The organism is Streptomyces platensis (genome assembly GCF_008704855.1).
Taxonomy (GTDB): Bacteria; Actinomycetota; Actinomycetes; order Streptomycetales; family Streptomycetaceae; genus Streptomyces; species Streptomyces platensis.
Genome location: NZ_CP023691.1, coordinates 6,659,156 through 6,684,003, shown reverse-complemented (window position 1 = coordinate 6,684,003; position 24,848 = coordinate 6,659,156). Strand labels below are relative to the sequence as shown.

The window sequence follows — 24,848 nt, the reverse complement described above, 5'->3', positions numbered from 1 at the left end:
GTGTTTACTTCCGGATGAGCGAGCGCAGCACGTACTGCATGATGCCGCCGTTGCGGTAGTAGTCCGCCTCGCCGGGGGTGTCGATGCGGACGACCGCGTCGAACTCGACGCCGCTGTCCGTGCTCACCTTGACGGTGCGGGGGGTGGTGCCGTCGTTCAGCTCGGTCACGCCGGTGACCGCGAAGGTCTCCTCGCCGGTCAGGCCCAGGGACTCGGCGGTCTGGCCCTCGGGGAACTGGAGCGGCAGGACGCCCATGCCGATGAGGTTCGAGCGGTGGATGCGCTCGTAGGACTCGGCGACGACGGCCTTGACGCCGAGCAGCGCGGTGCCCTTGGCGGCCCAGTCGCGGGACGAGCCGGAGCCGTACTCCTTGCCGGCCAGGATGACCAGCGGGGTGCCGGCGGCCTGGTAGTTCTGCGAGGCGTCGTAGATGAACGACACCGGACCGCCGTCCTGCGTGAAGTCGCGGGTGTAGCCGCCCTCGGTGCCCGGCGCGATCTGGTTGCGCAGGCGGATGTTGGCGAAGGTGCCGCGGATCATGACCTCGTGGTTACCACGGCGCGAGCCGTAGGAGTTGAAGTCACGACGCTCGACGCCGTGCTCGGTGAGGTACTGACCGGCCGGGGTGTCGGCCTTGATCGCACCGGCCGGGGAGATGTGGTCGGTGGTGACCGAGTCGCCCAGCTTCGCCAGCACCCGGGCGCCGGCGATGTCGGAGACCGGGGTGGTCTCCATCGTCATGCCCTCGAAGTACGGGGGCTTGCGCACGTAGGTGGACTGCGGGTCCCACTCGAAGGTGTTGCCGGTCGGGATCGACAGCGCCTGCCACTGGGCGTCACCCGCGAAGACGTCCTGGTAGGACTTGTTGAACATGTCCTCGCCGATGGCGTTGGCCACCACGTCGTTGACCTCGGCCTCGGACGGCCAGATGTCCTTGAGGTAGACCGGGTTGCCCTCGGTGTCGGTGCCCAGCGCGTCCTCGGTGATGTTCACCTTCATGGAACCCGCGAGGGCGTACGCGACGACCAGCGGCGGGGACGCCAGGTAGTTCATCTTGACGTCGGGGTTGATCCGGCCCTCGAAGTTCCGGTTGCCGGAGAGCACCGAGGTGACGGCGAGGTCGTGGTCGTTGACGGCCTTGGAGACCTCCTCCGGCAGCGGGCCGGAGTTGCCGATGCAGGTGGTGCAGCCGTAGCCGACGAGGTTGAAACCGACCTTGTCGAGGTACGGGGTGAGCCCGGCCTTGTCGAAGTAGTCGGTGACGACCTTAGAGCCCGGGGCGAGGGTGGTCTTGACCCACGGCTTGCGGGTCAGGCCCTTCTCCACGGCCTTCTTCGCGACGAGCGCGGCGGCGACCATGACGTACGGGTTCGAGGTGTTGGTGCAGGAGGTGATGGCCGCGACCGTCACCGCACCGTGGTCGATCTCGTAGGTCGAGCCGTCGGGGGCGGTGACCGTGGTCGGGCGGCTCGGGACACCGTTGGCGGCGGCCGGGGAGTCGGAGGCCGGGAAGGACTCCTCGCCCGCCTCGTCCGCGTCCGAGACGTAGTTGAGGACATCGCGCTCGAACTGCGTGGCGGCCTGGGCCAGGACGATGCGGTCCTGCGGGCGCTTCGGGCCGGCGATCGACGGGACGACCGTCGACAGGTCCAGCTCCAGCTTCTCGGAGAAGTCGGGCTCGGCGGCCGGGTCGAGCCAGAGGCCCTGCTCCTTGGCGTACGCCTCGACGAGCGCGACCTGCTTGGCGTCGCGGCCGGTCAGACGCAGGTAGTTCAGGGTCTCGTCGTCGATCGGGAAGATCGCGGCGGTGGAGCCGAACTCCGGCGACATGTTGCCGATGGTGGCGCGGTTGGCCAGCGAGGTGGCGGCGACGCCCTCACCGTAGAACTCGACGAACTTGCCGACGACACCGTGCTTGCGCAGCATCTCGGTGATGGTCAGCACGAGGTCGGTGGCGGTGGTGCCGGGCTTCAGCTCACCGGTCAGCTTGAAGCCGACGACGCGCGGGATGAGCATGGAGACCGGCTGGCCGAGCATCGCGGCCTCGGCCTCGATGCCGCCGACGCCCCAGCCCAGCACACCGAGGCCGTTGACCATGGTGGTGTGCGAGTCGGTGCCGACGAGGGTGTCGGGGTACGCCTGGCCGTTGCGCACCATGACGGTGCGGGCCAGGTGCTCGATGTTCACCTGGTGGACGATGCCGGTGCCCGGGGGGACGACCTTGAACTCGTCGAAGGCGGTCTGGCCCCAGCGCAGGAACTGGTAGCGCTCCTTGTTGCGGCCGTACTCCAGCTCGACGTTCTGGCCGAAGGCGTCCTTCGTGCCGAACTTGTCGGCGATGACGGAGTGGTCGATGACCAGCTCGGCCGGCGCCAGCGGGTTGATCTTGTCGGCGTCGCCGCCGAGCTCCTTCACGGCCTCACGCATGGTGGCGAGGTCCACGACACAGGGCACGCCGGTGAAGTCCTGCATGATCACGCGGGCCGGCGTGAACTGGATCTCCTGGCTGGGCTGGGCCTGCGAGTCCCAGCCGCCGAGCGCCCGGATGTGGTCGGCGGTGATGTTCGCGCCGTCCTCGGTACGGAGCAGGTTCTCCAGCAGCACCTTCAGGCTGTAGGGAAGGCGCGCGGCGCCTTCGACCTTGTCCAGCCGGAAGATCTCGTACGACTCGTCGCCCACCTGCAGCGTGCTGCGGGCGTCGAAGCTGTTCGCCGACACGACAGTCTCCTTCATGCATGAATTCGCGCGTACCACCGCAATGCTGCCGTCACAGCTCCTCGACCATCCGCTAAGGTATGCCTAAGTTAGGCACGCCTTACTGGCGCGGCAGCGGTACGCCTCTCTGGCAGATATCTCGATGTCGAGATAACTCTAATACATCGCCGCGTCGCGGTCATGCCCCGACCGGGGTGCACTGCGCCCTCAGCATGCGATCGTGGTCACTGAAGGCCGGTGACCACCGGGTTCGTGCCACCGCGGGTGGAGTGACCGGAAATGGTCGGGGCCAGGAGTCGCCCACCGGCAGTGCAGGTGCCCGCCGTCGTCGGGCTGCGCGCCGCCCCGCGAGCGGAAAGCCGCAGGTCAGGCGCTCATGTCACATCCTGCCGGGCTGGGCCGTCGTACGTGTGCAAGCACCGACCGGCAAAAAGGAGAGCATCATGAACGCCCGTTTGGACGCCTTCAGCAGCCCGACCATCGGCAAGGTCTTCAAGCACATCGTCGCGGCAGGCAAGATCCTGGAGGACTCGACGCTGCCGACCGCGACGCAGGAGCTGGTGCGGCTCCGGGCCAGCCAGATCAACGGGTGCGGTTTCTGCACCGATATGCACACCAAGGACGCGGCGGCCGCCGGTGAGACCTCGGTCCGGCTCAACCTGGTCGCGGCCTGGCGGGAAGCCACGGTCTTCACCGAGGCCGAGCGGGCCGCGCTGGAGCTCGCAGAGCAGGGCACCCGCCTCGCGGACGCGGCCGGCGGGGTCACGGACGAGGCCTGGGCGAACGCCGCCAAGCACTACGACGAGGAGCAGCTCGCCGCCCTGGTGTGCGCGATCGCCCTCATCAACGCCTTCAACCGGGCGAACGTCATGGTCCAGCAGCCGGCCGGCGACTACCAGCCCGGGCAGTTCGGGTAACGGCGACTGCCAGGCCGGCCGGGCCGGACAGCCAGGAACGGCCGGCCGGGACTGCGGGTCCCGCCGGGTCAGGCTTCGCTGCTCACAGGGGGCCGAGGACCGGGTCGACGCCGGTCAGGGCGCAGCTGGCGGTCCACAGGCGCGCGGCGGTGCCGGCGTCGGCCAGGTGGTCCCAGAGGGGCTCGGTCACGGGCCTGCCGCGCAGCCCGAACACCCGGGGCCCCCACAGCTGCCCGCCGCGCACGTCCGGGTCGAGCACCGCCCGTACGGCGGGCCACGCACCGGCTTCCTTGCCCTGGACGACCAGGCCGAGCGGCAGCCCGCGCAGCCGCTCGGCCGTCGTCCGGACCCGGACCTGCGGGCGGGAAGGGGTGAGCGAGTCGAGCGCGCCGCCGGGATGGACGACCACGCTCAGCGTCGCCCGGCCCGCGGCGCGCAGCCGGCGGTCGAGCTCGACGCCGAAGAGCATCTGTGCCAGCTTCGAGCGCCCATAGGTGCGCTTGGGCCGGTAATCGTGGGCGCTCTGGAGATCATCGAGATCCAGGCGTTCGGACTTGGCCGCGAAGCTGCCGGTGGTGACGATCCGGCTCCCGGGCGTGGCTGCGAGCAGGGGGGCCAGCCACCCGGTCAGGGCGAAGTGCCCCAGGTGGTTGGTCGCGAACATCAGCTCATGACCGTCCCTGGTCTCCCGGCGCGGCGGATCGTCGAGCGCCACACCGGCGTTGTGGACGACCGCGTCGAGGCGGTCCAGGTCGAGCGCGGCCACCGACGTCTGGAGCGAGGCCGGATCGGCCAGGTCCAGCCGCAGGTGCCGCACCTCGGCACCGGGTACACGGGCACGGATCGACGCGGTCGCGGCGTCGGCCTTCGCCGGATCGCGGCTGCCGAGCACGACCGTGGCCCCGGTGCCGGCGAGCTGCTCGGCGACGAAATACCCGATGCCGGCGTTGCCGCCGGTGACCAGGAAGCTCTTGCCCTCGGCGGACGGGAGCCGGTGCACGTCCCACCCCTGGGTCTTTTCTGCGGCGGGCATCGTGGATCGCTCACTCATCTCGGGTTCCTCACTCCACTGATCGCGGGTTCCGGGTGGTTCCTCGCGGGTTCCGCACTCTCGGGCTGATCCGGTGGCGGTGGCCGGGACCGCACCCTCCTCACCGGTGCCGTCCGTCCTGCCACACGGTCCCAACGGACACCGACATCCCGCCGACAGCGCGCTGTCCGCTGTCGACGGACGGCCGACACGACACGCAGCTCCGCGCCGGGCGGGCGGCTCCGCCACCCCTCCCCCGAACTCCTCGTGTCACATTCGGCCCGTGACCTCCGTCAGTACGGTGACGGAGCTCGACGGGGAGGAATGAGACCCATGAACGACCACGAGTGGCTGGCCGAACGCTTCGAGGAGAACCGCGGCCGGCTGCGGGCCGTGGCCTATCGCATGCTCGGCTCGCTGAGCGAGGCGGACGACGCCGTCCAGGAGGCGTGGCTGCGGCTGAGCCGGACCGGCGGGGACGAGGTGCAGAACCTCGGCGGCTGGCTGACCACGGTCGTCGGGCGGGTGTGCCTGGACCAGCTGCGGATGCGCAAGGCACGGCGGGAGGACTCCCTGGAGGTGCATGTCCCCGAGCCCGTCGTGAGCCGTCCGGACACCGTCGACCCGGAACAGGAGGCGCTGCTGGCCGACTCGGTCGGACTCGCGCTGCTCGTCGTCCTGGAAACCCTCACCCCCGCCGAACGGCTGGCGTTCGTCCTGCACGACATGTTTGCGGTGCCCTTCGACGAGGTCGCCCCGCTCGTCGACCGCACCCCCGCCGCCGCGCGCCAGCTCGCCAGCCGCGCCCGCCGCCGGGTCCAGGGCGCCCCGGCGCCGGACACCGATCTCGCGCGCCAGCAGGAGGTGGTCGATGCCTTCCTGGCCGCCTCGCGCGGCGGCGACTTCGAGGGGCTGCTCGCGGTCCTCGACCCGGATGTGGTGCTGCGCGCCGACGCCGGTAGTGCGCCCGACGGACTGTCGAAGCTGGTCCGCGGAGCACGCGCGGTCGTCGAGCAGGCGCTCACCTTCTCCCGGTTCGCCCCGTTCGCGCGCCCGGCGCTGGTCAACGGCACCCCGGGCCTGGTCACGGCGCAAGGCGGGCAGCCGCTGGCCGTCATGGGCTTCACCCTCGCCCACGGGAAGATCGTCGAGATCAATATCCTCGCCGACCTCGCGCGGCTGAGCCGGCTGGATCTGTCCATCCTCGACGACTGACGGAACGGGCCGGGGCGGAGGAGGCGGGGGCGGCCGGGTCAGCAGCCGGGGACCGGACCGCCCTTCGCCAGCGCGCGCAGGGCCTGCACCGCGCTCTTGAGGGTGGTGACGGGGACCAGCCGCAGTCCCTTCGGGGCGGGCTGCACCTGTGCGCACTCCGCCTTCGGCACGAGGAAGACGCTCGCCCCGTCGCGGCGGGCCGCCTGGGTCTTGAGCGGCGCTCCGCCGACCGCGCCCACCCTTCCGTCGGCGTCGATCGTGCCCGTACCGGCGATGGTGCGGCCGCCGGTGAGCTCACCGCCGCTGCCGTCACCGGCCAGCTTGTCGACGATGCCGAGCGAGAACATCAGCCCGGCGCTCGGCCCGCCCACATCGTCGAGCCGCAGCCGCACCTTCACCCGGTCCGGGTCCCGGTGCAGAAAACGGAGCGCGGCCGTGGTCGCGGCCCGCTGCGAGGACTTCATGTCCGCGACGTTGTGCTGCGCGATCTCCTCCTCGGACCCGCCGGAGGGAAAGACCGCATCCAGCGGCAGCACCGCCCGGTCCGTACGGAACCACCCCTCGATCACCTCCCCCACCCGGATATCCGCCGTGGGCGCGGTCGCCTGGATCGCCACCATCCGCAACTCCCCGGAGGTCTTGCGCACGGTGGCGCCGCTCGTCGAGATGACCTCCCCGCCGCCGTGCCTACCCAGCACGTCCGTGGTCTGCCCCGGCCGCGCCACGGAGTACGGCAACGGCGCGAACCCCGCGACGGCCAGCAGCACCACGACGGGCACCGCGCCGACCGCGACGGCACGGGGGCGCGAAAGGGCACGGGGGCGGGCCGGGGACCCGGGGCGGGAGGAGGGTAGCTGTGGGGTCACAACGCAAATTTAGGGCAGGGGGATTGTCCGGTTCAGGCGGGCCGGTGGGGGTGGGTGGGTGACAGGGTTGAGGGGCGGTGTCGGGGCGGTGTGGGGGTGGGCGGCCGGCGTACTTCGCGGGTGCGGGGGCCAGTTCGTGTCGGGGTGGGGAACGGGCGTCGTGCAGCTGTTTCTCCTGGAGCCACAGTTCCGGGTCCTCCAGAGTCGGCCGCCAGTAGTCCCGCAGCGACAGAGGGCGCCCCGCGCACCGCATGTTCTCGGCCGCCGTGCGGGATTGCCACACGCGGACGGACTTCCGGCTCCTACGCTGACGCCGTGACGGCCACTCCGGAACCCGCGCCCCCACACCCGTCCCCGCCCGCCGCCACCACCGCCCCACCACCTGCTGCCCCACCACCTGCCGATCCGCCTCTCTGGCGCGACCGACGGTTCGTGCTGCTGGCCGCCGCCCGCACCATCTCGGTCCTCGGGAACGGCTTCGCCCGGGTGGCGCTGTCCTTCGCGGTACTGGCGCTGCCGGGGGCGGGACCCGGGCAGCTGTCGCTGGTGATGGCCTGTCAGGCGGTGCCGCAGCTGGTGTTCATCCTGGCCGGAGGGGTGATCGCGGACCGGATGTCGCGCTCCCGGCTGATGATCGTCACCGATCTCGTCGGCGCCGCCGCGTACGCCGGACTCGCCGCCATGGTGCTGACCGGGCACGCCCCTCTGTGGGCGCTCTGCGCCCTCGCGGCGCTGGCGGGCACGGCCACCGCGCTGTTCTCCCCCGCGATGGACGGCGTCATTCCGCTGCTCGTCCCCGCCACGCGGCTACAGCGGGCGAACGGGCTGCTGCGGGTCGGTATGAACAGCTCGATGCTGCTGGGGCTCGCGCTGTCCGGTGTGGCCGTCGCCGTCGTCGGCGCGGGCTGGGCCCTGGCGCTCAATGCCGCGTCATTCGTGGTGAGCGCGCTGCTGATCCGCGGCCTCCGGCTGCCCGCGCGGGCCCGTACGGCGTCGTCGGGGTGGGCCGATCTGCGGGACGGCTGGCGGGAGTTCGCCGGGCGGCAGTGGCTGTGGGTGGTCGTCGCGCAGTACTCGGTCGTGGTCGCCGCGCTCAACGCCAACGCCGGAGTGCTGGGGCCGCTGATGGCCCAGAACGGGCTGGGCGGGGCACGGTCCTGGTCGCTGATCGTCGCCGCGCAGGCACTGGGCACCGTCACCGGCGCCGGACTGGCCGCCCGCCTCCGGGTACGCCGGCCGGTGCTGACCGCCGTATTGGCCACCTTCCCGCTGGCCCTCCCGATCGCGCTGCTCGCGGTGCGGGCACCGGTGCCGTGGATCGCGCTCGCCATGTTCTTCTCGGGCATCGCCGCCGACATCTTCGGTGTGCTCTGGGCGACGACCATCCAGCGGGAGGTCCCGGAGGCGGCCCTGTCCCGCGTCAGCTCGTACGACTGGTTCGGCTCACTGGCCTTCGCACCGCTCGGCCTGCTGATCGCCGGACCGGTCGCGGCACGCATCGGCGTCGGCCACGCCCTCGCCGGCTGCGCCGCTCTGATCGTCCTCGCCTCGGCCGCGGCCCTGCTCTCCCCTCAGGTACGCGGCATCCGCGCACCGGAACCGTCCCCGACGGACGACGAACGGAGCGAGCGCAAGGCGGGCAAGCAGCCGCACTGAAGTCGCGGTACGGACACACCAGGAAGGGGCGCGGGGAACGGCGCGACCAGCCACAACACAGCCGCAGACACGCAACGACCCCTCGCCCCCGCAGAGGACTTGGCGCAGCCCTCAGCCGTGACGCCGCCCCCGCCCCGTCAACTCACCGCCCCGCGAGCCCCACCCGTACCACCGTCACGATCTCCTCGTCCGAGAGCCCCAGCCGGCGGGCCTCGGCGATCAGCCGCTCGGCGGTTTCCCCGAGGCGGGCGCGGGCGGGCGCGGCGGCGCCGATGACCACCGCACCGCGCCCCCGGCGGAGTTCGATCAGCCCCTCCTCCTTGAGGCGCTGATAGCCGCGCAGCACGGTATGGACGTTCACGCCGAGGGACGCGGCGAGCTCACGGGCGGCCGGCAGCCGCTCCCCGGTGTTCACCGTGCCGTCGGCGATGGCACCGCGGACCGAGGCCGCGATCTGGTCGCCGAGCGGGACGGACGACCCGGGGTCGACCCGGAAGAGCACCTCAGCCTCCTTACCGCGAACGGGCGCGGTCGGTGTACGTATTGAGCAGTGCGGCGGCGGTCGCGGCATCATCGACCGTCACCACGAACTCCCTGCCGTTGGTCAGCCGTACCACGATGCCCTCCCCCGAGCGCAGCACGAAGCCGCTGCGGCCGGCCCGGATGCGGTAGCCCCAGCCGCCGAACTCGGCGAAGCAGGCGATGTGCCGGCTGCCGGCCTCCTCGATGCGGTCCAGGGGTATGCGCCGGAAACGGCAACGCGAGGACAGCAGTGCCGGCGCGAGGGTCAGCCCGCGCCGGTCCACGGTCACCCGTACCGAGGCCAGCGGCAGGGACACGGCAGCGCCGAACAGCAGGCCCGCGCTCGCGATCCAGTCGGCGAAGAGGCCGATGAGGAGCCCGCCGACGAGCAGCAGCCCGCCCAGTACGGCCAGCGGCGGCGAGCCGATGGTGCGCGACCAGCCGGCCGTTGCGGCGGCGGGAAGGTCGAGCCGGGACACCGCCCCGCGCGGCCGCCGGGGCGCGGCGGGTGCCGCGCCGACGAGCAGCCGCCCCAGCGCCCCGGCGCACAGCGCCACGGCCAGGCTGAGGTACACCTCCCACTGCGGCACCCGAATGGCCGACACATCGGCCGCGTCGGCGTTGCTGAGCAGCGTCACACAGACGACGTAACCGGTTGAGCCGGCGAGGGCGTAGCCGCCGGCGATCACCCACGGCACCTCGGGGGCGTCCGGCCGCACCTGGACGAAGAACCCGACCACAGCACCGAGAAGGAGGAACAGGGCAAGGGACTCGGTCAGAAAGCCCTGCACCGAGGTGAAGCCGTCGGCCTGGCCGCTGTACCGGAAATGGGTGGCGAGCGGATCGGGCAGCCGGCCGGACACCGCCGCGTAGATGCCGGCGAACGCCACGGTCACGGCAAGGAAGGGACCGGCGACAACGGCGGTCCGCAGCCTGCCGGTCAAAGGCGGGACAGAACGCAGCACACTTCTCATAACTCCCCCTCTACCTCCCCTTCAATTGTTCGCATAGTAGTAGAACTACTCGACACGCCGCAATGAAGCATCCATCTCATATCTGAGATACGGTCACCCCATGGCAGACGACTACCTCGTACGCATCGGCAGGCTCATCCGTGACGCCCGACAGCACCGTGGCTGGACACAGACGCAGCTTGCGGAGGCTCTGGGCACCAGCCAGAGTGCCGTCAACCGCATCGAACGCGGGAATCAGAACATCAGCCTTGAGATGATCGCTCGTATCGGCGAGGCTCTCGACAGTGAAATCGTCTCGCTCGGCTATGCCGGGCCGATGCATCTGCGGGTGGTCGGCGGACGCCGGCTCTCCGGCAGTATCGACGTGAAGACGAGCAAGAACGCCTGTGTGGCGCTGCTGTGCGCCACACTGCTCAACGCGGGCCGCACAACTCTTCGCCGGGTGGCCCGTATTGAGGAGGTCTACCGCATCCTCGAAGTGCTGGGCAGCATCGGCGTACGGACCCGGTGGATCAACGGCGGCAACGACCTGGAGATCATCCCGCCCGCGGAGCTCGACCTCGACTCGATGGACACCGAGGCCGCCCGCCGCACCCGCAGCGTCATCATGTTCCTCGGCCCGCTGCTGCACCGGATGGACCACTTCAAGCTGCCGTACGCGGGCGGTTGCGATCTCGGCACCCGGACCGTGACCCCGCACATGACCGCACTGCGCCACTTCGGCCTGGAAATCACCGCGACCGACGGCACCTACATCGCCGAGGTGGACCGCACCGTCGCCCCCAAGCGCGCGATCGTACTGACCGAACGCGGCGACACCGTCACCGAGAACGCGCTGCTGGCCGCCGCCCGCCACGACGGCGTCACGGTCATCCGCAACGCCTCCTCCAACTACATGGTCCAGGACCTGTGTTTCTTCCTGGAGGAGCTGGGCGTCCGGGTCGACGGCATCGGCACCACCACGCTCACCGTCCACGGTGCCGCACACATCGAACGCGATGTGGACTTCGCCCCGTCCGAGGACCCGGTCGAGGCAATGAGCCTCCTGGCGGCGGCAGTTGTCACCGAGTCCGAGCTGACCATCCGCCGGGTCCCGGTCGAGTTCCTGGAGATCGAACTGGCCGTCCTGGAAGAGATGGGCCTGGACCACGAACGCAGCCCGGAGTACGCCGCCGACAACGGCCGCACCCGGCTCATCGACCTGACGGTCCGCCCCTCCAAGCTCCAGGCCCCGCTCGACAAGATCCACCCGATGCCGTTCCCGGGCCTCAACATTGACAACGTCCCCTTCTTCGCGGCCATCGCGGCCAGCGCCCAGGGCCAGACCCTCATCCACGACTGGGTCTACGACAACCGCGCGATCTACCTGACCGACCTCAACCGCCTCGGCGCCCAGGTCAAACTCCTCGACCCGCACCGCGTCCTGGTGGACGGCACCACCCGCTGGCGCTCCGCAGAAATGATGTGCCCCCCGGCCCTGCGCCCCGCCGTAGTCGTCCTCCTGGCCATGATGGCCGCCGAGGGCACCTCCGTACTCCGCAACGTCTATGTCATCAACCGCGGTTACGAGGACCTGGCGGAACGCCTCAACTCCATCGGGGCGCAGATCGAGATCTTCCGGGACATCTAAGGGGCGGGTGCCGCCGCGCCCTTTCTGACCTGCGTGAATACGGGCCAGGAGGGGGTGCGGCGGCATGTCGGCAGATTCCACCGTGTATTGCTGACCGGGCTGGTCAACGCCGTGCTCGGGAGTGTTGTTGCCGCCCTTGAGGTCGTAGACCGTGCCGCCCGCGTACTCCTCGGCCCGCCCGACAGGCCAGGTACCGTCGGCGCCGGACGGGTCATCAAACATCCGTCAACTGACGTACGCCTGCGCCTCGCATGCACTGCGTCGGGGGCGACAACTCCGCTCCGCTGCCGGCAGCCCGGTCGAGATCCGTAAGCCCCCGCCCTGCTCGCCGCGCCAAGAGGCGCCCCGGCCACCACGAGGCCACTCACCCTCGCGGTTGGCTTCCATCCTGTGGCCCTGGTGGGCCGTCGGGCCGGTCACCCGTCAGAGCGGCGACTCCGGGGTCAGTACCACGAACTCCGCACCCGAAGGGTCGTTGCAGACCGCGAGGCGGCCGACGCCCTCGGCGTTTTCGGGGCCCATCGACAGGGTGCCGCCGTTGCCGGTTGCCAGGCCGACGGTGGCGTCGCAGTCCTGGCAGCCGAAGACCGGGTGCCAGTACGGCTTTCCGCCGGGGCCGAGCAGGTCGGCGGGGACGCCCATGAGGCCGCCGTGCATCCGTTCCTCGCTGCAACCGGCGGGGGTGAGCAGGGTGTAGGTGCCACCGCCGCCGGGGAGCGGCATGTCCTGGGTGCTCCAGCCGAAGACGGACTTGTAGAAGGTCTGCGCGGCGGCGGGATCGGTGGTGTAGAGCTCGGTCCAGACCAGGGTGCCCGGACCGTCCGCGGCCTCGACGCCCGGGTACCTGGCCGGTTCCCAGACGGCGAAGTCCGCGCCCTGCGGGTCCGTGAGCTGGGCGAACCGCCCGTCTTCCGTACCGACCCCGGCAGGCGGTACACGGACCGAGCCGCCCGCCCGTTCCACCGCCTGGACCGAGGCGTCCGCGTCGGGGGTGTGGAAGTAGAGCGTCCAGGCGGAGCGGGCGCCGGCCTCGGTGAGCGGGCCGACCGCGCCGACGGCCTTGCCGTCCAGCCGGAAGAGGGTGTATCCGCCCGCGTCCTGGCCGCCGTGCGGTTCGGCTTGCCAGCCGAAGACGGCCCGGTAGAAGGCCGTTGCGGCCTCGACATCCGGGGCGCCGAGGTCGAGCCAGCACGGGGAGCCGGGAACGAAGTCAGTAGTGATCATGGCGATTCCCTTCGCGGATCCTCTCTGCTGTCAGCCTGACATCCGGCACCGGCGCTCGCCCGTCGGCCGGAATTCGGCGTCCGTGCCCGCGCTTGCTAGCCTGACGCGCGCTCGTCAAGAACGCTCGGCGAGCGCATCACCAATCGAATGCGCGTATAGGTACGCGCTCAAGGCGGCCGTCCAAGGGGGCGGCCGCCACCACGGGGGAGAAATAGCTATGCAGTTTCGCCATGTCCGCGCAGTTGCCGCATGTGCACTGGTGGTCGTCGCGCTGACCGGGGCCCGGCATTCGCACGGCGGCGGCTGCGGCAGCAGCCACAGCTCCAGCTCCAGTTCCGGTTCCGGTTCCAGCGGTGGCTACAGCAGCAGCGACGGCGGCTACAGCAGCTCCGGGAGCACCACCAGCAGCGGCACCACCACGGGCGGTTCGCCGACCGCCGGCTCCACCACGCCGCCCGAGTCGGACATCCGGATCACCGACTGCCAGGTCGACAGCGCGGCCGGGACGCTGAGCGCCAAGCTGAGCGTGACCAACGGCAACTCGCAGGGCACCGCGACCTACAACGGCACCGTGCAGTTCACCGACGAGACCGGCGCCACCTTCGGCTCGGCGCAGATTTCCGTCAGCGGGGTGCCCGCCGGCCAGACCCGGCCCGCCTCGGTCTCCGGCACCTTCCTCAAGGGCCCCGGCGGCCAGGGGCCGAGCTCGGGCAAGTGCAAGCTGGGCCAGGTCTGGAAGGCGAACAGCTGACGCGCCCAACGGGCCGACGCGGTCGCGGACTTCAGGTCCGCGACCGGTACAGCTCCTTGGCGATGATCGAGCGCTGCACCTCCGTGGCGCCCTCGTAGATGCGCGGCGCCCGGACCTCGCGGTAGAGGTGCTCCAGCAGATGGCCGCGGCGCAGCGCGCGGGCGCCGTGGATCTGCACGGCGGCATCGACGACGTATTGCGCGGTCTCCGTCGCCAGTAGCTTGGCCATGGCCGAGCGCCGGGCGAGGTCCGGGGCCCCGGTGTCGTACGCGGAGGCCGCCGCGTAGACCAGGAGGCGGGCGGACTCGACCCGGGTGGCCATCTCGGCGAGCTGGTGGCCGACGGACTGGAGGTCCTTGAGGGGGCCGCCGAACGCGGTGCGGGTGCTCGCATGCGCCAGCGCGGCGTCCAGCGCGGCCTGCGCCATACCGACCGCGAAGGCGCCGACGCTCGGCCGGAAGAGATTCAGCGTGGCCATCGCGACGGCGAATCCGCCGTCCACCTCGCCCAGCACATCCGCCCTGGTCACCGGCGTGCCGTCGAACACCAGCGTGCCGATCGGATGCGGGCTGAGCATGTCCAGGTGCTCGCCGGTCAGGCCTGGGCGGTCGGCGGGGACGAGGAAGGCGGTGACCCCGCGTGCCCCCGCCGCGCCGCCCGTACGGGCGAAGACGGTGGCGAAGTCGGCCTCGGGGGCGTTGGAGATCCAGCACTTCTCGCCGGTGAGCCGCCAGCCGTCCACGCCGTCCGGCTCGGCGGCCAGGGACAGCGCGGCGGCGTCCGAGCCCGCGCCCGGCTCGCTCAGCGCGAAGGCCGCGACCGCCCGGCCGGCGGCCACCTCCGGCAGCCAGCGGGCCCGCTGGTCCGCGGTCCCGGACTGCACCACCGGATAGGCCCCCAGGCCCTGGAGTGCCAGCGCGGTCTCCGCCTCCGTGCACTCCTGGGCGAGGGATTCCCGCAGCAGACACAGGTCCAGGGCGCGCAGCGCGCCGTCGGCGGGGAACAGACGGCGCAGCAGGCCCAGTTCACCGAGGGCGGCGATCAGCGGGCGGTTGACCCGGCCCTCCTCGCCCTTCTCGGCCAGCGGACTCAGCCGTTCGGCGGTCAGCGCGCGCAATTCGGCGCACCATTCCTGCTCGTCCGGTCCCAGCGCGAATACGGTCACGAGGCGGCTCCCTGGTAGCGGTCCTCTATCGCGGTCTGTTGACTGCCGTCACGAACACGTTACGCTGACGACGGATCCGAACGGCAGTCCCCGACCGCGGAACGCGCAGCAAACCGAGCAGTCCCCGACCGGTTCCCACACCGGCCTCCACCGTCTTCCATTCCGCCCCCGGCCGCCCGTCGGCCCCACGCCCTAGGGTCTGTCGTTTGGATCAGGCCGGATCAGGGAGCGGGGTCTGGTACGTGCAGCTGCAAGGCGGAGGAGGGAGTCGACGCGGAGCGGGTGGGGTCTCCCCTGCTCGAGCGAAGTCGAGAGCTTGGGGAAGAGTGACGACAACGCGGTTGGGGGTCCCCCCGCGCCGTTCAGGCGTGGGGGAGTGCGTACCAGACCCCGCGAGCCCGGCCTGATCCGAACGACAGACCCTAGGGGGCACCCGTCATGGAGCTACGGTCCTCGGCCCATACCGACACCTTCGCGCGCGACCGGCTGCCGCCCCACGACCAGTGGCCGCACCTCACCGATCTGGGCTATCCCAACCGGCTGAACTGCGGCGCCGAGCTGCTGGACGGCACCATCGCCCGGCTCGGTGCCGACCGGCCCGCGGTGCGCGACGCGAGCGGCCCGGTCTGGACGTACGGTCAGCTGCGCGCCCAGGTGGACGCCATCGCCCATGCGCTCACCGACCGGCTGGGAGTGCGGCCGGGCAACCGCGTCCTGCTGCGCGGCCCCACCACGCCCTGGCTGGCCGCCTGCTGGCTCGCCGTGATGAAAGCGGGGGCGGTCGCGGTGACGGTGCTGGCCGCCCAGCGCCCCGACGAGCTCGCCACGATCTGTGCGATCGCGCAGGTCCGGTTCGCGCTGTGCGAGGCACGGGTCGTCGACGATCTCGCCAAGGCCGAGGTCCCGGGGCTGCGGATCACCACGTTCGGCGGGGACGGTCCGGACGATCTGCGGCAGCTCGCCCGGCCGGGCGGCGCCCCCTACCCGGCCGTGGCGACCTCCGCCGACGATGTCGCGCTGATCGCCTTCACCTCGGGCACCACCGGGCGCCCCAAGGGCTGTATGCACTTCCACCGCGATGTGCTCGCCATCGCGGACACCTTCTCGGCGCAGGTGCTGCGCCCGGAGCCGGACGATGTGTTCGCCGGCAGTCCGCCGCTCGGTTTCACCTTCGGCCTCGGCGGACTGGTCATCTTCCCGCTGCGGGCGGGCGCGTCGGCCTTTCTCGCCGACTGGGGCGGGCCGAGGCAGCTGCTCGGCGATATCGCGGCACACCGGATCTCGGTGCTGTTCACCGCGCCGACCGCCTATCGCGCGATGCTGCCCGAGCTCGCCGGGCACGATGTGTCCTCGCTGCGCCGGTGCGTGTCGGCCGGGGAGAATCTGCCGGCCGCGACCTGGCAGGCCTGGCACGAGGCGACCGGGCTGCGGATCATCAACGGGATCGGCGCCACCGAGCTGCTGCACATCTTCATCGCGGCCGCCGACGACGCGATCCGCCCCGGGATGACGGGACTGCCGGTCCCCGGCTTCCAGGCGCGGGTGGTGGGCCCGGACGGGGCACCGCTGCCGGACGGCGCGCCGGGGCTGCTGGCGGTTCGCGGGCCGACCGGCTGCCGCTATCTCGCGGACACCCGGCAGACGGAGTACGTACGGGACGGGTGGAACCTCACCGGCGACACCTATGTCCGCGAGCCCGACGGCTACTTCCGCTATGTGGCCCGCGCGGACGACATGATCATCTCGGCCGGGTACAACATCGCGGGCCCCGAGGTGGAGGACGCGCTGCTGCGGCACCCCGATGTGACCGAGGCGGCGGTGGTCGGCCGGCCCGACGAGGACCGCGGACAGGTGGTCGTCGCCCATGTCGTGCTGCGGGACGGCGTCCCCCGGGCCGACGAGACCGTCGCCGCGCTGCGCGCCTTCACCAAGACCCGCATCGCGCCCTACAAATGCCCGCGCGAGATCGTCTTCCACACCTCGCTGCCGCGCACCCCGACCGGCAAGCTCCAGCGTTTCCGGCTGCGGGAACCCGATCTAGAGTGACCCGGTGAACGACCCGCACACGCAGCGCACCCCACGGTCCCTGATCGTCACGTTCTACGGCGCCTACGGACGTGGCGAGCCCGGCGCCCCGGGCGGCCCGGCCGCCCCGGTGCCGGTGGCCGCCCTGATCCGGCTGCTCGGTGCGCTCGGGGTCGATCCGCCGTCGGTGCGCTCCGCGGTCTCCCGGCTCAAGCGGCGGGAGCTGCTGACCCCCGCCCGGACAGCCACCGGCGCCGCCGCGTACGGGCTGTCCGACGCGGCCCGCCAGCTGCTGGACGACGGCGACCGCCGGATCTTCGGCCGGCCGGCCGCGCGGCTGTCCGACGGCTGGGTACTGGCCGTCTTCTCCGTCCCCGAGGAGGAGCGGCACAAGCGCCATCTGCTGCGCTCCCGGCTGGCCCGGCTCGGCTTCGGCACCGCCGCGCCGGGTGTGTGGATCGCCCCCGCACAGCTCTACGAGGAGACCCGGCACACCCTGGAGCGGCTGCAACTGGACCCGTACGTCGACCTGTTCACCGGTACGCACGCCGGCTTCGCCCCCACGGCCGACGCGGTCGCCCGCTGGTGGGACCTGGACGCCATCGCCGCCCAGCACCGCGCCTTCCTCGACGCGCAGGAGCCGGTCCTCCAGCGCTGGTCGCGGCGCCGCTCGGTGCCCCCCGAAGCGGCCTACCGCGACTATCTGCTGGCACTGGACGCCTGGCGCCGGCTGCCGTACGCGGATCCCGGACTGCCCTCTCCCCTCCTGCCTGAGGACTGGCCGGGCGGCCGCGCGGCGGACGTGTTCGGCCGGCTGCACGCCAAACTCCGGGACGCCGGGGCCCCCTACGCGCACGAGGCGATGACCGGGGCGTAGCGGCCCCGCGCACCGGCCTCAGCGGCGCCGCGGCTGGGCCCCCACCTTGACGCCCGAGCGCGGCCGGGCGGCGGCGATCACGGAGACCACGTCCTTGAAGGAGCCGCACATCCGGGTGCCGGCGACCCCGGCGAGCTCGCCGAACGTGCCGACCCCGTAGGTCACCGCGACCGGCTCCATGCGCGCGGTGACCGCCATCCTCATGTCCCCCACCGTGTCCCCCACATACGCGCTCTGCCAGGCCGCGACACCGAGCCGGCCGGCCGCCCGCAGCACCATCTCCGGGTGCGGTTTGCCGCGCCGGACCATGTCCTGGCCGATGACCGGGCCGACCAGGTCGCGGATGCCCATGACGTCGAGCAGCGCCTCCGCGCTGCGGGTGGTCTTGGACGTGGCGACGGCCAGCTCGACCCCGTGGGCGCGCAGTGCGGACAGCCCCGCGGTCACGCCCGGGAAGAGCAGCTGCGGCCCCAGGCACAGCACTTCGTAGGCGAACAGTTCGCGGTAGCGGGAGATCGCCGCCTGCACCCGGCTGTCGTCCTCAGGCCTGCCCAGCAGCCGGCCGAAGGCGGGGCCGGGAGGCTTGCCGATCGCGGCGGCCGCCTGCCGTGCGGTCACCGAACATCCCTGCTCCGAAGCCACCTTGATCAGCAGTTTGCTGATCGCGGGGAGGGTGTTGGCGAGGGTTCCGTCCAGGTCGAAGACGGCGGCCCGGATCGTCTCACCTCCGGCGCCCCGTACACCTCTTACGGGACGTTCGCCGACTTCCGTTGCTACGCGCATGGCTGGAGACCTTTCCGGATTGCGATGGGGGGTGCAGGGGCTCGGGTGACGTTGCTGGCTCGGCTGATGGGGCGGCCTGCGGTCGATGACTGGTTTCGGCAGCGGCGGTCTCGCCATGGCGCACCGCCGTCCGGGGCGGCACGCAACCGTCGAGGCGGCGCATCGGAAGGGAACGTCCCGTTTACCGCCTTCGGAGATTTAAAAACCGCCTGCGCTGTTTGTCAATGCATCCCCGTGTCCCCTGACGGGTCGACAACACCCCTTTGCGCAGCCAGACTGGGAGCGCATGCCCCCCGGGAGGCGCCGAGCGCCGGATCGAGCGAAAGATCGTCACCTTCGCGTCAGAGCCCGCTAGTTCCGGCCAATCCGGTGAAGCATATCGAACCGCATGGTTGGTTTTCTATGTAGACTGCAATGAGCTCGCAGCCGTACTAGAGACGGGACGGACACCGTGCCCACCCAGCATCGCGCCATCCAGAGCCGCCAGGCACTCATCCGCTCGGCCGCAGAGACCTTCCTGGAGAAGGGGGTTCCCGCAGCGGGCATGGTCGAGATCAGCCGGCGGGCCCGGCTGAGCAAGGGAGCGCTCTACTTCCACTTCACGTCGAAGGACGACCTCACGCTCGCGGTACGGGACGCGGCGCTGGAGGCCCTACAGGAGCTCGAGGACACCTTCACCCGCTCGACGCAGCCACTGACCATCGCCGTACGGGACTTCACCACCGCGCTGTTCGGCCGGGTGGAGTCGGACGCGGTGCTCCGCGCCGGCTTGCAGCTGCGGCCGGAGACCGCGCCGGGGCTCGGTATCTACGCCCTGGAGCAGCGCTGGTATGCGCTGTTTCTCGACAAAGCGGTGACCTGTGGGACCGGCGGGCCGGCCGGGCCGCATGCGACGGACACCGAACCGCGGCGTACGGCCCAGCTGTTGACCTCGATCGTGGTCGGTCTGCTGCATCTGGGCAGTGAGGACGGGACGTGGTGGGACCACGAGGGCATCGTCGACCTGTGGGCGCTGCTGCCGGCCGCACCGGGCCGGATCCCGGCCGCCGTCCCGGCTCCGGCGCAGCTTCCGGCGGCCGGCTGACCCCGGCCCGCCCCGTTCCGCATGCCCCGGCCTCACAACTCGACCAGCACGGCCCCGATATGACGACCCTGCGTCAGTTCGCGCAGCGCCTGCGGCGCCTGCTCGATACCCTTCAGAAGGGCATGCGGGAAGACCAGCGTGCCCTCCCGCAGGCCCTGGCCGAACTCCTTCGTCCACTCCTGCGGCAGGTCCGGATGGGCATACAGCCCGAACCCGCGCAGGGTCACCCGCCGGGTGATGATCAGCCCCGGGTCCAGCTCCACCGGGGCAATTTCGCCGCGGTCCCCGCCCAACTGGCTGGAGAGCGCGCCGACCAGCACGAACCGCGCATCGGGGCGGGCCACCGCGAGCGCCGCCGTCAGCTGTTCGCCGCCCACGGTGTCCAGCAGCACATCGATACCGCCCGGCGCGGCCCGCCGCAGCTGCCGCTCGATCGGCCCGGCACCGCGCACGACCGTGTCGTCGTAGCCCAGCTCGGCGCGCAGCCGCGCGGCCTTGCGCTCCGAGCCGGTGCTGCCGACCACCCGCCCGGCTCCCAGCCGCCGCGCGAGCTGCCCGGCCATGCTGCCCACGCCGCCCGCCGCACCACTGATGAACACGGTGTCCCCCGGCCTGACCTCGGCGGCCCGGCGCAAGGCACCCCAGGCGGTCGCGCCCTGCGACAGATGCGCGGCGGCGGTCGGCAGCGCGTCCGGGCCGAGGCTCCGTACGCGCGACTCGTCGACCACCGCGAACTCCCGCCATCCGCAGGGGTGATGAACCAGTTCGCCGGGGGTGAAGCCGCCTCCGGGCGCCGCCACCACCTCGCCGACCGCCGCTCCCCACAGCGCCTTGCCCGGTACGAATGAGGGCATCGGCAGCCGGATTCCGGTCATCTGCGACCGCATCACCGCGGTCACCGCCATCACGCGGTTGCGCACCAGCACCTCCCCCGCGCGCGGCTCGGGCACGGGGACCTCGGCGATCGTGAAGTGGCGTGCCGTCAGCTCGCCTTCGACCTGGGAGGCGAGCCGGACCTCGCGGTGCACGGCGGGTATGGCGGGGACGACGGTGGGGGACATCGGACAGCTCCTCGCGCTCGTGGCACTCGATGGCGCCGCCCCCGAGGACGGCACCGGTTCACGTCAGAGAGGCCCGCCTCCGGACCGGGCGCAAATTCAATACCGCATGGTTGGCTTCTTTATGATGCGGAAATAGACTGCGCGGCCACGGGCAGCGGGTCGCACTCAGGCACAACAACTCCAAGAGAGCATACGGAGGATGATCGGTGGTCAAGCAGGAACGCGCAGTGCGCACCCGACGCGCCGTCCTCGAAGCAGCGGCTCATGTCATCGGCACCCGCGGGTACCAGGCCGCCACGATGGCCGAGATCATCCAGCGCGCCGGGGTCACCAAGGGAGCGGTGTACTTCCACTTCACGTCCAAGGACGCACTGGCCCGCGCGGTCATAACGGAGCAGACCGATCCGTTTCTGCCACAAGTCAGTGAGTCCCGGCTCCAGGACGCGATCGACTTCACCCACCAGGTGGCACTGGCCCTGCGGAGCGACCCGTTGCTCCAGGCCGGCACGCGGATCGCGGTGGAGACGACCTTCAGCGAGGATCCGCTGGTGCCGTACCAGGCGTGGACCGACATCATCACCACGATGTTCACCGAGGCCCGGGACAACGGGGAATTACTGCCCGGTGTGGCACCGGACCGGGCGGCCGAGTTCTTCGTCGCCGCGTACATGGGCGTGCAGTTGTTCTCGCGCGCCGCGACCAACCGCGCCGATCTCCCGGAGCGGGTCACGGCCCTGTGGAAGCACACGCTTCCGGGTCTCGCGTCGCCCGGTGCGCTGAGTCATCTGGATCCGCACGGCCGCTGCGTCACCATCCCGGTCTGACGCCCCGGGCCACCGCCCGGGCGGAGCTGACGGCTCCGCCCCGGCTCTGGAAAACAAACCACATGGTCCGTATCTTAGTGTGTTTGGGCCATGACCAAGCCTCAGCCCGTCAGGGCGCTGAGAGCCGCACCACAGAAAGGAACCACCTATGGCCAGCGCCACGCTCACGCCGTACTTGCGCGATCAGCGCCACGAAGTCGGAGGCGAGTCCGCCGACGGAATCCGACCGTCGTCGCTCACCACGACCGTGCCGCGTGAGTATGTCCACCGCAACGCGTTGTCCGAGGTGTTCCTGACGAACTGGCGGCAAGGCGGCGCGGACACCTGGGTGGTCAGCGCCCAGTGGCCGCGCGCCCACACCTTCTACGGGCCGCTCCACGGGATGCACGACCCGATCCTGCTGATAGAGACGGTGCGGCAGGCCGGGATATTACTGAGCCATGTCGCGCACCGGGTGCCGCTCGACCACCCGATCATCTGGCAGCGGGTCCGCTACGACCTCGCGCCGCAGGCACTGCGCACCGCGCAGCACCCCGCCGAGATCGAACTGCACATCACCGACCGCGACATGGTCCACCGTGGCAAGCGGCTGGTCAGCGCCCTCCAGGAGTTCCAGATCCGGTGCGACGGCGCCGAGCTGGCCTCCGCGACGCTCGACTACTCCTGTCACAGCCCGGCCGTCTACCGACGGCTGCGCGGCGAATACGGCGATCTGGCGCTCGCCAACTCCCGGACACTTCCGCTGCCCGAGGCCGTGAGCCCGCAGCTGGTCGCCCGGGAACACGACCGCGATGTGGTGCTCTCCCCCACCGACCGCCCCGACCGCTGGCAACTGCGGGTGGACACCTCGCACCCGGTTCTCTTCGACCACCCCGTGGACCACGCCCCCGGCATGCTGATGGTCGAGGCCGCCCGGCAGGCCGCGCAGGCCGCCACGCCCGGCGTCACGCTGCCGGTCTCGATGGAGTGCTCCTTCTCGCGCTACGCCGAACTCGACGCGCCGACCTGGGTGCAGGCGCGCACCACCGGCCGGGGCGACGACGACCGCCACCAGGTCGAGGTCGCCGTCGAACAGCACGGCCAGCCGGTCGTCTCGGCGCAGGTCAGCTGCGTACCGACGCCCTGACCGGCCCGCCGGTCCGCTGACTGCGTGCTCCGCCGGCCCGCCCGGCCCGCCGACGTCCTTCCGGACCGGCCCCGCCATCGGCCCCGCCCCGCTGCCCGTGCCTCCCCGTCACCGCAGCGTGAGGCGGGGCTTCGGCGCGTCCAGGCGTCCGGTGGGCGGAGTGCGGCTGCCCGCCTGGTAGGGCAGCGGCCAGGGCGCGCCAGGACCCGCGTAGCCCTGCTCGGCGGCGGCGTGCAGGGTCCAGTGCGGGTCGTACAGATGCGGTCTGGCCAGCGCGCACAGGTCCGTACGTCCGGCCAGTACCAGGGAGTTGACGTCGTCCCAGGAGGAGATGGCGCCGACCGCGATGACCGGCACGCCGAGGGCGTTGCGGATGCGGTCGGCGAACGGGGTCTGGTAGGAGCGGCCGAAGTCGGGGCGCTCGTCGGGCACCACCTGCCCGGTGGACACATCGATGGCGTCGGCGCCGTGGGCGGCGAAGGCCTGCGCCATCGCCACCGCGTCCGCCGCGGTGGTGCCGCCATCCGCCCAGTCGGTCGCGGAGATCCGGACCGTCATCGGGCGTCCGGCCGGCCAGACGGCACGGACCGCGTCGAAGACCTCCAGCGGGAAGCGCAGCCGGCCGGTGAGATCGCCGCCGTAGGCGTCGGTGCGGTGGTTGGTGAGCGGGGAAAGGAAGCCGGAGAGCAGATAGCCGTGGGCGCAGTGGAGTTCGAGCAGGTCGAAGCCGGCCCGGGCGGCGGACTCGGCAGCGCGGACGAACTGCTCACGGAGGGTGGCGAGTTCGGGTTCGGTCAGGGCGTGCGGGGTCTGGTTGACGCCCGGGCGGTAGGGCAGCGCCGAGGGCGCCACGAGGGGCCAGTTGCCCTCCGGGAGCGGCTGGTCGATGCCGTCCCACATCAGCCGGGTGGAGCCCTTGCGGCCGGAGTGGCCGAGCTGGACGCCGATGGCGGTGCCGGGGGCGGAGGTGTGCACGAAGTCGGTGACCCGGCGCCAGGCCGTCTCGTGCTCCGGCGCGTACAGCCCCGTACAGCCCGGCGTGATCCGCCCCTCGGGGCTGACGCACACCATCTCCGTCATCACCAGTCCGGCCCCGCCCAGCGCGCGGGCGCCGAGGTGGACGAGGTGGAAGTCGCCGGGGGTGCCGTTGTTGTCCGCGGCGGAGTACATGTCCATCGGGGAGACCACGACGCGGTTGCGCAGGGTCAGCTCACCCAGCCGGAACGGCAGGAACATCGGGGGGGTGCCGGGCGGGGTGCCCGCCTCGTCCTCGACGGCCGCGACGAATCCGGGGTCGCGGAGCCGCAGATTGTCATGGGTGACGCGGCGGCTGCGGGTGAGGAGGTTGAAGGCGAACTGGTGCGGTGGCTGGTCGAGATAGGTGGCCAGCTCCTCGAACCAGGCGAGGCTCGCGCGGGCCGCACGCTGGGTGGAGGCGACGACGGGGCGGCGCTCCTCCTCGTACGCGGCCAGCGCGCGGGCCGTGTCGGGCTGCTCCTCAAGACAGGCCGCCAGCGCCAGGGCGTCCTCGACGGCGAGCTTGGTGCCGGAGCCGATGGAGAAGTGCGCGGTGTGCGCGGCATCGCCGAGCAGCACGGTGTTGCCGTGTGACCAGCGGTCGTTGACGACCGTACGGAAGGCGGTCCAGCTGGAGTTGTTGCCGCGCAGCGGCCGGCCGCGCAGGGCGTCGGTGAAGACCTTGGCGCACCACTCGGCCGACTCGCGCTCGTCGCAGCGGTCGAGCCCGGCCGACCGCCAGACCTCCTCGCGCATCTCGACGATGACCGTGCTGGCGCCGTCCGCCGGGCCCTCCGGCCGGTCGAAGGGGTAGGCGTGGAGCTGGACGACGCCGTGCTCGGTCTCCGCGATCTCGAAGCGGAAGGAGTCGAAGGCGAAGTCGGCGGCGAGCCAGATGTAGCGGCAGTGGTGGGTGGTCAGCCGCGGGCGGAAGGCGTCGGCGTGCGCGGTGCGGGTGGCGCTGTGCACTCCGTCGGCGGCGATCACCAGGTCGTAGGCACGGGCCAGTTCGGCGGCGGGCGGGGCCTCGGTGCGGAAACGCAGCTCGATGCCGAGGTCGCGGCAGCGCCGGTGGAGCACGGCCAGCAGCCGGCGCCGGCCGAGCGCCGCGAAGCCGTGTCCGCCGGAGGTCAGGGTGCGGCCCCGGTGGACGATGTCGATGTCGTCCCAGCGGACGAACTCCGCCTGGAGGGCGCGGTAGACCTCCGGGTCGGCGTGCTCGATGCCGCCGAGGGTCTCGTCGGAGAGCACGACGCCGAAGCCGAAGGTGTCCTCGGGTGCGTTGCGCTCCCATACGGTGATCTCACGGGCGGGGTCGAGGCGCTTGAGCAGCACCGCGGCGTACAGTCCGCCCGGCCCGCCGCCGATGACGGCGACCCGCATGG

The 24,848-nt window shown here is 71.6% G+C and carries 20 protein-coding genes; 10 read left to right on the top strand and 10 right to left on the bottom strand.

Features of this window, described 5'->3' with window-relative positions; all coding sequences use genetic code 11:
* Positions 1 to 4 precede the first annotated feature (4 nt).
* Positions 5 to 2,719: an aconitate hydratase AcnA gene (acnA, locus tag CP981_RS29580; protein ID WP_085927707.1), complete on the bottom strand. Its 2,715-nt coding sequence runs from the start codon at positions 2,717 to 2,719 to the stop codon at positions 5 to 7.
* A gap of 440 nt (positions 2,720 to 3,159) precedes the next feature.
* Here acnA and CP981_RS29575 point away from each other — a divergent pair, with 440 nt between their 5' ends.
* Positions 3,160 to 3,633: a carboxymuconolactone decarboxylase family protein gene (locus tag CP981_RS29575; protein WP_085927708.1), complete on the top strand. Its 474-nt coding sequence runs from the start codon at positions 3,160 to 3,162 to the stop codon at positions 3,631 to 3,633.
* Between the two features lie 82 nt (positions 3,634 to 3,715).
* Here the strand turns inward: CP981_RS29575 and CP981_RS29570 are convergent, their stop codons facing one another.
* Positions 3,716 to 4,666 (bottom strand): SDR family NAD(P)-dependent oxidoreductase, encoded by a 951-nt coding sequence (locus CP981_RS29570; protein ID WP_085927709.1) that lies wholly within the window; start codon positions 4,664 to 4,666, stop codon positions 3,716 to 3,718.
* A 330-nt stretch (positions 4,667 to 4,996) separates the two neighbouring features.
* Here CP981_RS29570 and CP981_RS29565 point away from each other — a divergent pair, with 330 nt between their 5' ends.
* On the top strand, positions 4,997 to 5,878 hold the full coding sequence (locus CP981_RS29565; RefSeq protein ID WP_085927710.1) for a sigma-70 family RNA polymerase sigma factor: 882 nt from the start codon (positions 4,997 to 4,999) through the stop codon (positions 5,876 to 5,878).
* Between the two features lie 38 nt (positions 5,879 to 5,916).
* Here CP981_RS29565 and CP981_RS29560 read toward each other — a convergent pair whose 3' ends face one another.
* Positions 5,917 to 6,744, bottom strand: coding sequence for a S16 family serine protease (locus tag CP981_RS29560; protein ID WP_085927711.1), 828 nt, complete (start codon positions 6,742 to 6,744; stop codon positions 5,917 to 5,919).
* 315 nt (positions 6,745 to 7,059) lie between these two features.
* Here CP981_RS29560 and CP981_RS29555 point away from each other — a divergent pair, with 315 nt between their 5' ends.
* On the top strand, positions 7,060 to 8,400 hold the full coding sequence (locus CP981_RS29555) for an MFS transporter (protein ID WP_244329836.1): 1,341 nt from the start codon (positions 7,060 to 7,062) through the stop codon (positions 8,398 to 8,400).
* A 142-nt stretch (positions 8,401 to 8,542) separates the two neighbouring features.
* On the opposite strand, the gene CP981_RS29550 is transcribed toward CP981_RS29555, so the two are convergent.
* Positions 8,543 to 8,902, bottom strand: a complete 360-nt coding sequence (locus CP981_RS29550) for a GntR family transcriptional regulator (protein ID WP_085926137.1) — start codon at positions 8,900 to 8,902, stop codon at positions 8,543 to 8,545.
* Between the two features lie 10 nt (positions 8,903 to 8,912).
* Positions 8,913 to 9,866 carry a DUF1648 domain-containing protein gene (locus CP981_RS29545; RefSeq protein WP_244329835.1) on the bottom strand — a complete coding sequence of 318 codons (954 nt, stop codon included), beginning with the start codon at positions 9,864 to 9,866 and terminating at the stop codon, positions 8,913 to 8,915.
* A 130-nt stretch (positions 9,867 to 9,996) separates the two neighbouring features.
* Between CP981_RS29545 and CP981_RS29540 the strand changes: the two genes are divergently transcribed.
* A complete protein-coding gene (locus CP981_RS29540; RefSeq protein ID WP_085926135.1) occupies positions 9,997 to 11,526 on the top strand; it encodes a helix-turn-helix domain-containing protein in 1,530 nt (509 codons plus the stop codon).
* A 423-nt stretch (positions 11,527 to 11,949) separates the two neighbouring features.
* On the opposite strand, the gene CP981_RS29535 is transcribed toward CP981_RS29540, so the two are convergent.
* Positions 11,950 to 12,750: a VOC family protein gene (locus CP981_RS29535; protein ID WP_085926134.1), complete on the bottom strand. Its 801-nt coding sequence runs from the start codon at positions 12,748 to 12,750 to the stop codon at positions 11,950 to 11,952.
* 217 nt (positions 12,751 to 12,967) lie between these two features.
* Between CP981_RS29535 and CP981_RS38220 the strand changes: the two genes are divergently transcribed.
* A complete protein-coding gene (locus CP981_RS38220; RefSeq protein WP_143658949.1) occupies positions 12,968 to 13,501 on the top strand; it encodes a hypothetical protein in 534 nt (177 codons plus the stop codon).
* 31 nt (positions 13,502 to 13,532) lie between these two features.
* Here the strand turns inward: CP981_RS38220 and CP981_RS29525 are convergent, their stop codons facing one another.
* A complete protein-coding gene (locus CP981_RS29525; protein ID WP_085926132.1) occupies positions 13,533 to 14,666 on the bottom strand; it encodes an acyl-CoA dehydrogenase family protein in 1,134 nt (377 codons plus the stop codon).
* A gap of 438 nt (positions 14,667 to 15,104) precedes the next feature.
* Here CP981_RS29525 and CP981_RS29515 point away from each other — a divergent pair, with 438 nt between their 5' ends.
* Both CP981_RS29515 and CP981_RS29510 read left to right on the top strand, forming a co-directional pair.
* The gene (locus CP981_RS29515) at positions 15,105 to 16,712 is read left to right on the top strand and encodes an AMP-binding protein (RefSeq protein ID WP_085926131.1); all 1,608 of its coding nucleotides are present in this window, start codon (positions 15,105 to 15,107) and stop codon (positions 16,710 to 16,712) included.
* 4 nt (positions 16,713 to 16,716) lie between these two features.
* Complete coding sequence (locus CP981_RS29510) at positions 16,717 to 17,568, top strand: PaaX family transcriptional regulator (RefSeq protein WP_085926130.1); 852 nt, start codon at positions 16,717 to 16,719, stop codon at positions 17,566 to 17,568.
* 18 nt (positions 17,569 to 17,586) lie between these two features.
* Here the strand turns inward: CP981_RS29510 and CP981_RS29505 are convergent, their stop codons facing one another.
* Positions 17,587 to 18,351 (bottom strand): HAD family hydrolase, encoded by a 765-nt coding sequence (locus CP981_RS29505; protein ID WP_085926129.1) that lies wholly within the window; start codon positions 18,349 to 18,351, stop codon positions 17,587 to 17,589.
* A gap of 451 nt (positions 18,352 to 18,802) precedes the next feature.
* Between CP981_RS29505 and CP981_RS29500 the strand changes: the two genes are divergently transcribed.
* Complete coding sequence (locus CP981_RS29500) at positions 18,803 to 19,435, top strand: TetR/AcrR family transcriptional regulator (protein ID WP_085926128.1); 633 nt, start codon at positions 18,803 to 18,805, stop codon at positions 19,433 to 19,435.
* 32 nt (positions 19,436 to 19,467) lie between these two features.
* Here CP981_RS29500 and CP981_RS29495 read toward each other — a convergent pair whose 3' ends face one another.
* The gene (locus CP981_RS29495) at positions 19,468 to 20,496 is read right to left on the bottom strand and encodes an MDR family NADP-dependent oxidoreductase (RefSeq protein WP_085926127.1); all 1,029 of its coding nucleotides are present in this window, start codon (positions 20,494 to 20,496) and stop codon (positions 19,468 to 19,470) included.
* A 227-nt stretch (positions 20,497 to 20,723) separates the two neighbouring features.
* Here CP981_RS29495 and CP981_RS29490 point away from each other — a divergent pair, with 227 nt between their 5' ends.
* Positions 20,724 to 21,320 (top strand): ScbR family autoregulator-binding transcription factor, encoded by a 597-nt coding sequence (locus CP981_RS29490; RefSeq protein ID WP_229893916.1) that lies wholly within the window; start codon positions 20,724 to 20,726, stop codon positions 21,318 to 21,320.
* Between the two features lie 148 nt (positions 21,321 to 21,468).
* A complete protein-coding gene (locus CP981_RS29485) occupies positions 21,469 to 22,446 on the top strand; it encodes a ScbA/BarX family gamma-butyrolactone biosynthesis protein (protein WP_085926125.1) in 978 nt (325 codons plus the stop codon).
* A 108-nt stretch (positions 22,447 to 22,554) separates the two neighbouring features.
* On the opposite strand, the gene CP981_RS29480 is transcribed toward CP981_RS29485, so the two are convergent.
* Complete coding sequence (locus tag CP981_RS29480; protein ID WP_085926124.1) at positions 22,555 to 24,846, bottom strand: bifunctional salicylyl-CoA 5-hydroxylase/oxidoreductase; 2,292 nt, start codon at positions 24,844 to 24,846, stop codon at positions 22,555 to 22,557.
* Between the last annotated feature and the right edge of the window lie 2 nt (positions 24,847 to 24,848).